This is a genomic window from Paraburkholderia sp. SIMBA_027, assembly GCF_046535315.1.
Classification (GTDB): domain Bacteria; phylum Pseudomonadota; class Gammaproteobacteria; order Burkholderiales; family Burkholderiaceae; genus Paraburkholderia; species Paraburkholderia tropica.
Map to the genome: position 1 here is coordinate 1 of NZ_JAWRWY010000702.1, position 267 is coordinate 267.

At 72.3% G+C, this 267-nt stretch carries 1 protein-coding gene; it reads left to right on the forward strand.

From position 1 onward, the window contains the following. A partial coding sequence (locus SB764_RS40840) for an NAD(P)-dependent oxidoreductase (protein WP_410866873.1) occupies positions 1-267 on the forward strand: 267 nt, incomplete at both ends.

The window sequence follows — 267 nt, forward strand, 5'->3', positions numbered from 1 at the left end:
GCTCCAGGCCAGCGACATCGTCAGCCTGCACACCACGCTCACCCCGGGCAGCCGCCACCTGATCGGGCCGGCCGAATTGCGGCGCATGAAGCCCGGCGCCTTCCTTCTGAACACCGCGCGCGGCGCCTGTGTCGACGAGGCCGCCGTCCACGAGGCCCTGCGCGACGGCCTCATCGCCGGCGCTGCGCTGGACGCGTTCGAGGTGGAGCCGCTGCCGCCGGACAGCCCGCTGCGGCAACTGGACAACGCCATCCTGACCCCGCATAT